The 5,441-nt window shown below is 73.9% G+C and carries 4 protein-coding genes and 1 pseudogene; 2 read left to right on the plus strand and 3 right to left on the minus strand.

Annotation, left to right across the window (positions count from 1 at the left end; all coding sequences use genetic code 11):
• Positions 1–471: 471 nt before the first annotated feature.
• The gene (locus ACSNOK_RS30165; RefSeq protein WP_436783975.1) at positions 472–1,104 is read right to left on the minus strand and encodes a GNAT family N-acetyltransferase; all 633 of its coding nucleotides are present in this window, start codon (positions 1,102–1,104) and stop codon (positions 472–474) included.
• Positions 1,105–1,236: 132 nt separating this feature from the next.
• Positions 1,237–1,881 (minus strand): TetR family transcriptional regulator, encoded by a 645-nt coding sequence (locus ACSNOK_RS30170; protein ID WP_436783976.1) that lies wholly within the window; start codon positions 1,879–1,881, stop codon positions 1,237–1,239.
• 151 nt (positions 1,882–2,032) lie between these two features.
• Here ACSNOK_RS30170 and ACSNOK_RS30175 point away from each other — a divergent pair, with 151 nt between their 5' ends.
• On the plus strand, positions 2,033–3,268 hold the full coding sequence (locus ACSNOK_RS30175; RefSeq protein ID WP_436783977.1) for an acyl-CoA dehydrogenase family protein: 1,236 nt from the start codon (positions 2,033–2,035) through the stop codon (positions 3,266–3,268).
• 438 nt (positions 3,269–3,706) lie between these two features.
• On the opposite strand, the gene ACSNOK_RS30180 is transcribed toward ACSNOK_RS30175, so the two are convergent.
• Positions 3,707–4,342 (minus strand): DUF4291 domain-containing protein, encoded by a 636-nt coding sequence (locus ACSNOK_RS30180; RefSeq protein ID WP_436783978.1) that lies wholly within the window; start codon positions 4,340–4,342, stop codon positions 3,707–3,709.
• A 356-nt stretch (positions 4,343–4,698) separates the two neighbouring features.
• On the opposite strand from ACSNOK_RS30180, the pseudogene ACSNOK_RS30185 reads away from it, so the two are divergent.
• A pseudogene (locus ACSNOK_RS30185) lies at positions 4,699–5,441 on the plus strand (hypothetical protein); the annotation flags it as partial.

Below are 5,441 nucleotides of genomic sequence, written 5' to 3' on the forward strand. Positions count from 1 at the left end.
GGATCGGGGGTGCGGGGGTGTCGGGGAGCCGTGGTGTGCGGCGGCTCGTGGTGCTCGGGGCTCGCGATGGGCCGCGGTTCGCGCCGCGTCGGGGCCGGCGGTGTGCGCGGGCCGCGCGGGCGCGATCGGTGGCGGACCGAGCCGTGCGCCGTCTTGTCTCTCGGTGGGCGGGCTCTCGGCCGCGCCTTACGGGCGGCGGGCGTGATGTGCGTGGCTCACGGGCGGGTTGGGGCGGCATGCGTGCTCCGCCTCGCGGAAGGCAAGGCGTTATGTGCGTCGTGTCACGGGCGGTTGGGCCTGATGTGTGTTCCAGCTCACGGCCGGCAGGGCGTGATGTGTGCTCCCGCTGACGGGCGGTGGCGGGTGGGCCGGGGGACGGTGTTCCTGCCGCCTGCCGCCTGCCGCCTGCCGCCTGCCGCCTGCCGCCTGCCGCCTGACGGCCGACGGCCGACGGGCGTGATGCGCGCCGCCTCACGGCCGGTAGGCGCACGCCGTCAGTGCCGCGTGCCGCTTCCAGCCCAGCGTCTCGTACAGCGCCCGCCCGTCGTCCGTCGCGCCCAGCACGCCGGTGAACGCGCCCTCCGCGAGGGCGCGTTCCGTGAGCGCGCGCATCACGACGCGACCCAGGCCGCGCCTGCGATGCGCCGCCTCGGTCACGACGCGGTCGACGACGGCCACGTCCCCGACCACCGTCAGGTGGCCCTGGGCGGCGACACCGCCCGCCGCGTCGGTCACCCGGGCGCGGACGACGCCGTCGGCCCGGGTCACGGAGACCGCGTAGCCGGGCGGGACGGGCGACGGGCCGTCGGGCACGAGGTCCACGGCCATGAGATGACCGGTGTCCTCGTCGTCCACCTCCCACCCCGCGGAGAGCAGGCGTGCCACCTCGCCGGGATCCGCCGCGGCCTTGAGCCAGGCGTGCGGTACGGGGTCGGCGGTGGCCGCCCGCACGGACTCCGCGTCGGGGACGTACACCACACGGCGCTCCGACCGCCCCGGCAGCCCGACCTCGATCACGCACCCCCACGGGTGCCCGGCCGGCGGGGGCGTCCCCCGCGAGACGGCCCAGCCGGCCGCCCAGGCCCTGACGAGTTCCGGAACCATGTCCCCTCCCGAAGTAATGCCTGACATGTGCCTGTGCACATTACGTCGGGGTGGTGGACCCGGCACCCGGTTTTCCGTCCACGCGGGGGCGGGCCGGACTTCGGGCGCCTCGCCGGGCCCGGTCCGCCGGGGTCAGAACCCCGGGCCGTCCGCCCGGTCGCCCGCCGTGGCCAGTCGGCCCCACAGCAGGTCCGCGAGGTGGCTCACCAGGCGTTCGCGGGGGAAGGGCCGTTCGCGGAGCCACCAGTCGCCGGCCGCGTGCATCATGCCGACGATGCCGTGCCCCCAGGCGCGGGCCAGCTCGGTGCCCTCCGGGCCCAGTTCCACCCGCTCGGCTATCACCACCGCCAGCTCCTCGCCCATCCGCCGCAGCAGGGGAGCGGAGTGCCGGCCCACGTCGAAACCGCCCTCCGAGGGGCCGTCGTCCTCGGCCGGGTGCATCAGGAACCGGTACACCTGCGGCCGTGCCTCTATGGCGGCGAGGTAGGTGTCGAGAGTCGACTCCACGCGCCGCCGCCGCTCGGCCGGCGCGTCCAGCGCGGCCCGCAGCCCCTCCAGCAGCGCCTCCGTGTGCCGCGCCGCGAGCGCCCGGTAGAGGCCGCCCTTGTCGCCGAAATGCCGGTAGAGGATCGGTTTGGTGATCCCCGCCTCGGCCGCGATGGCGTTCATCGACGCCCCCGGTCCCTCCCTGAGTACCACCCGGTCCGCGGCCTCCAGCAGTTCCCTGCGCCGCCGCTGCGCCGTGCGCTGCTGGTCTTCCCGCTGACTGGTCGTCATGGCTGTGCCTCCCGCCCCCGTGTCTTCTCGCATGCCTGCGCAACGTAACACTCGCGGCACCCAGCGGATCCGGGGGGAGAGGAGAGTTGACAGGCCCTACTGACCGGTAACAGACTCCTGTTACCGCAGGTAGCAACGCTCGGGAGGGGCCATGGCGGGTTTCGGGCTGGAGCTCGACGACGAACAGAAGGCCGTACGCGACTGGGTCCACGGCTTCGCCGCCGACGTGATGCGGCCCGCCGCCGCGGAGTGGGACGAACGCGAGGAGTTCCCCTGGCCCGTCGTGCGGGAAGCGGCGAAAATCGGCCTGTATTCGCTCGACTTCTACGCCAAGCAGTTCTTCGACCCCACCGGCCTGGGCATCCCGGTCGCCATCGAGGAGCTCTTCTGGGGCGACGCCGGACTGGGCCTGGCCATCACCGGCACCGGCCTGGCCGCCGTCGGCGTCCTGACCAACGGCACGGACGAGCAGATCGGCACCTGGATCCCGCAGATGTACGGGGACGCCGACGACGTGAAGGTCGCCGCCTTCTGCTCCTCCGAACCCGACGCCGGCTCCGACGTCTCCGCGATGCGCACCCGCGCCGTCTACGACGAGGCGAAGGACGAGTGGGTGCTCAACGGCACCAAGACCTGGGCGACCAACGGCGGTATCGCCAACGTCCACGTCGTCGTCGCCGTGGTCGAACCCGGCCTCGGCGCCCGCGGACACGCCTCCTTCATCATCCCGCCGGGCACCGAAGGGCTCTCTCAGGGGCAGAAGTTCAAAAAGCACGGCATCCGCGCCTCGCACACCGCCGAGGTCGTCCTCGACGGCGTCCGCGTCCCCGGCCACTGCCTGCTCGGGGGCAAGGAGAAGCTGGACGAACGCCTGGCGCGCGCCCGCGAGGGGAAGCGCAAGGCCGACTCGGGCGGCGAGCGCGGCGGCAACGCGGCCATGGCCACCTTCGAGGCGTCCCGCCCCGCCGTCGCCGCCCAGGCCGTCGGCATCGCCCGCGCCGCGTACGAGATCGCCCTCGACTACGCCACCACCCGCGTCCAGTTCGGCCGCCCCATCATCGACAACCAGGGCGTCGCCTTCCAGCTCGCCGACATGCGCACCCGCATCGACGCCGCCCGCCTCCTCGTCTGGCGCGCCTCGGCGATGGCCGCCGCGGGCAGGCCCTTCACGTCGGCCGAGGGGTCCATGAGCAAGCTCTACGCCGGCGAGACCGCCAAGACGGTCACCGCCCAGGCGATGCAGATCCTCGGCGGCAACGGCTACACCCGGGAGTACCCCGTGGAACGCATGCACCGGGACGCCGCCATCTACACGATCTTCGAAGGCACCAGCGAGATCCAGCGCCTGGTGATCGCCCGGGCGGTTTCCGGGGTGCAAGTGCGGTAGTGCGCGGGCGCGTGCCCCTCCGGCGCGCGCCCGCGGAGCTCAGGGCACACCGCACCCGTGCCCTTGGCGCTCCGTCATGTGCCGGGCCAGCCGGACCATTGCGTCGTACCGCATTTGCGGCAGCGGCTGGCACCGCTCCACAGGACCCACTCGTGGTCGCACTCGTCGTTCATCCCGCTCTCCCCTTCTCCCGGAGTGTCCTGAAGCCTCCCGAACGCCTCCCGGCGTCCTCCGGAGACCACGCGGCAGCGCCCGGCCGCCGACCGCCAGCCCCACGCCACCCACCAGTACCACCAGCCTGCACCAGCGCGGGCCCGGCCGTGGCCGGGCGGGGCGACCGTCACCCGTCGTACGCCCTCATCCGCAGTGACTCCCCGCGGGCCGTGGGGGTTTACCGCCGGCGGCGGAACTCCGTCGTCTCAGGAGCCGGGGGAGGCGCTAAGCAACCAGGTGCGCGAGCATCCCCTCCGCCGCCGGGTAGGGACGTTCCTCCGGCAGCAACCGCGCGGCGCCCTCCAGGTCGCCCTCGCGCACGCGGGCGTGCACGTCGTGCGCCAGCGCGGTGACGTCCGTGATGCCCACCGTCCATTCGTCCGCGTACCGGCGGGCGGCCTCCCCGGCGAGCCCGAGCTGGAGCGAACGGTACGGCAGCGGTCGCAGCAGCGGATCCCTTTCCGGATCCCACTGCACCCGGGCCGGCGCCCGCCGCAACTCCCGGCGCCACGCGTCCTGACCCTCATGCAGGCCGGGCAGGTAATGCGAGAGACACGCGTTCCGCACCGCCCACTCGAACCCCTCCCGCCGGATCTCCACGGCCAGCACCGTCCGCTGCCCTTCCTTCGTACCCCAGCCGCAGCGGTACATCATCCACAGGAAGGACGGCTTGATCCACGTCATCCGGTCCCGCTTCCAGGTCTCCGGAAACCGGCCGTCCCGCGCGGCGGGCAGGCCGATGGCCGGGTCGTATGCCTGGTAGACGGTGAGGGTGGAAGCCGTGTGGAGCGCTCTGATCTGGTGTTTCGGCGTTGTCACGGAGACCAGGGTGCGTCCGGCGCGGTAGTCGGGGCCACTCATTTAAGGCGATGGCGCCGTCCGTTCCCGTGGACAGAGCCATCCGGCCATCCTCAGGTGCCCTGAGGTGGGAGCCAGGGGCACAAGGGGGGACCGCGAAGCGCTCAAGGTGGTGAGACGGGACCCGCGCGGTGCGCGGGTGGTACGCGCGCCCTGCTGACGCGAGGCCGGGAGGCCACACCATGTGGCAGAGAGCGGCGGCACGTGTACCCGTCCTCTTTTTTGCCGGCCGTGCTCCGGGCAGCCTTGTCCGGCGGACACGCCGTAGGGCCGGCTGTCAGCTCCGCCGAGGCCGGCGGGCATGGACGTTTCCCCGAATCCCCGAACCGTGAAGCGAGGACAGAGTCAGGAGGACTCCTGTGCCGCAGAACGCCGAACCTGATACCGCCGCCGTTCCCGAGCCCGTCGCCGCCCCGGCGGCGCCGACGGCGCGCGCGCTCGCCACCGCCCCGGCGGCCCCGGTCGCGGGCACGCCCGTCGCTCCGTACACCCACTGCCTTCGGTTCAACGCCACGGGCGCTGTGCAGCACTTCACCGTCCCCAACGGCGTCACCGTGGTGAACGCCCGCATGTGGGGCGCGGGCGGCCAGAGTTGGCTCGGGTACAACCATTACGGGGGTGGTGGAGGGTTCGCCTCCGGCAACGTGGCGGTCGTCCCGGGAGAGACCCTGTCCGTGGTGGTCGGCCAGTCGGGAGGTTTCGGTGGCGCGGCCACCGGTCTCGGCGCCGGCGGCGGGCTGAGCGGGCTGTTCAGCAACCGGCTGCGGCGGCCGCTGCTCGTCGCCGGCGGCGGCGGAGGCTCCACTTCGTTCACCGACGGCAGCGGCGGGGACGGCGGGGCCGGTGGCGGCCACAGCGGAGGCGCGGGCAGCGGGCGGGTCCCCGGGCAGGGCGCCGTGGGGGCCACGGGCGGGGCCGGCGGAGCGGACAGGCACGGCAACTTCGGGGGACGGGGCGGCAACCTCGGCTCCCCGGGAGGCGCCAACTCGCGCGGCGTGGCCGGCGGCGTCGTGCCCGTCGCGGGGCTGGGCGGTGGTGGTGGCACCGGCGTTCAGGCCGCGAGCGGCCAGTGGCGCGGCTCGGGCGGCGGGGGCGGCTACGC

Origin of the sequence: Streptomyces sp. URMC 126, assembly GCF_051386555.1 — a bacterium.
Classification (GTDB): domain Bacteria; phylum Actinomycetota; class Actinomycetes; order Streptomycetales; family Streptomycetaceae; genus Streptomyces.

Excerpts from the sequence above, each read along its gene's own strand:
- ACSNOK_RS30170 (WP_436783976.1), bottom strand. The coding sequence starts at position 1,881 with ATGACGACCAGTCAGCGGGAAGACCAGCAGCGCACGGCGCAGCGGCGG.
- ACSNOK_RS30180 (WP_436783978.1), bottom strand. The coding sequence starts at position 4,342 with ATGAGTGGCCCCGACTACCGCGCCGGACGCACCCTGGTCTCCGTGACA.
- ACSNOK_RS30165 (WP_436783975.1), bottom strand. The coding sequence starts at position 1,104 with ATGGTTCCGGAACTCGTCAGGGCCTGGGCGGCCGGCTGGGCCGTCTCG.
- ACSNOK_RS30175 (WP_436783977.1), top strand. The coding sequence starts at position 2,033 with ATGGCGGGTTTCGGGCTGGAGCTCGACGACGAACAGAAGGCCGTACGC.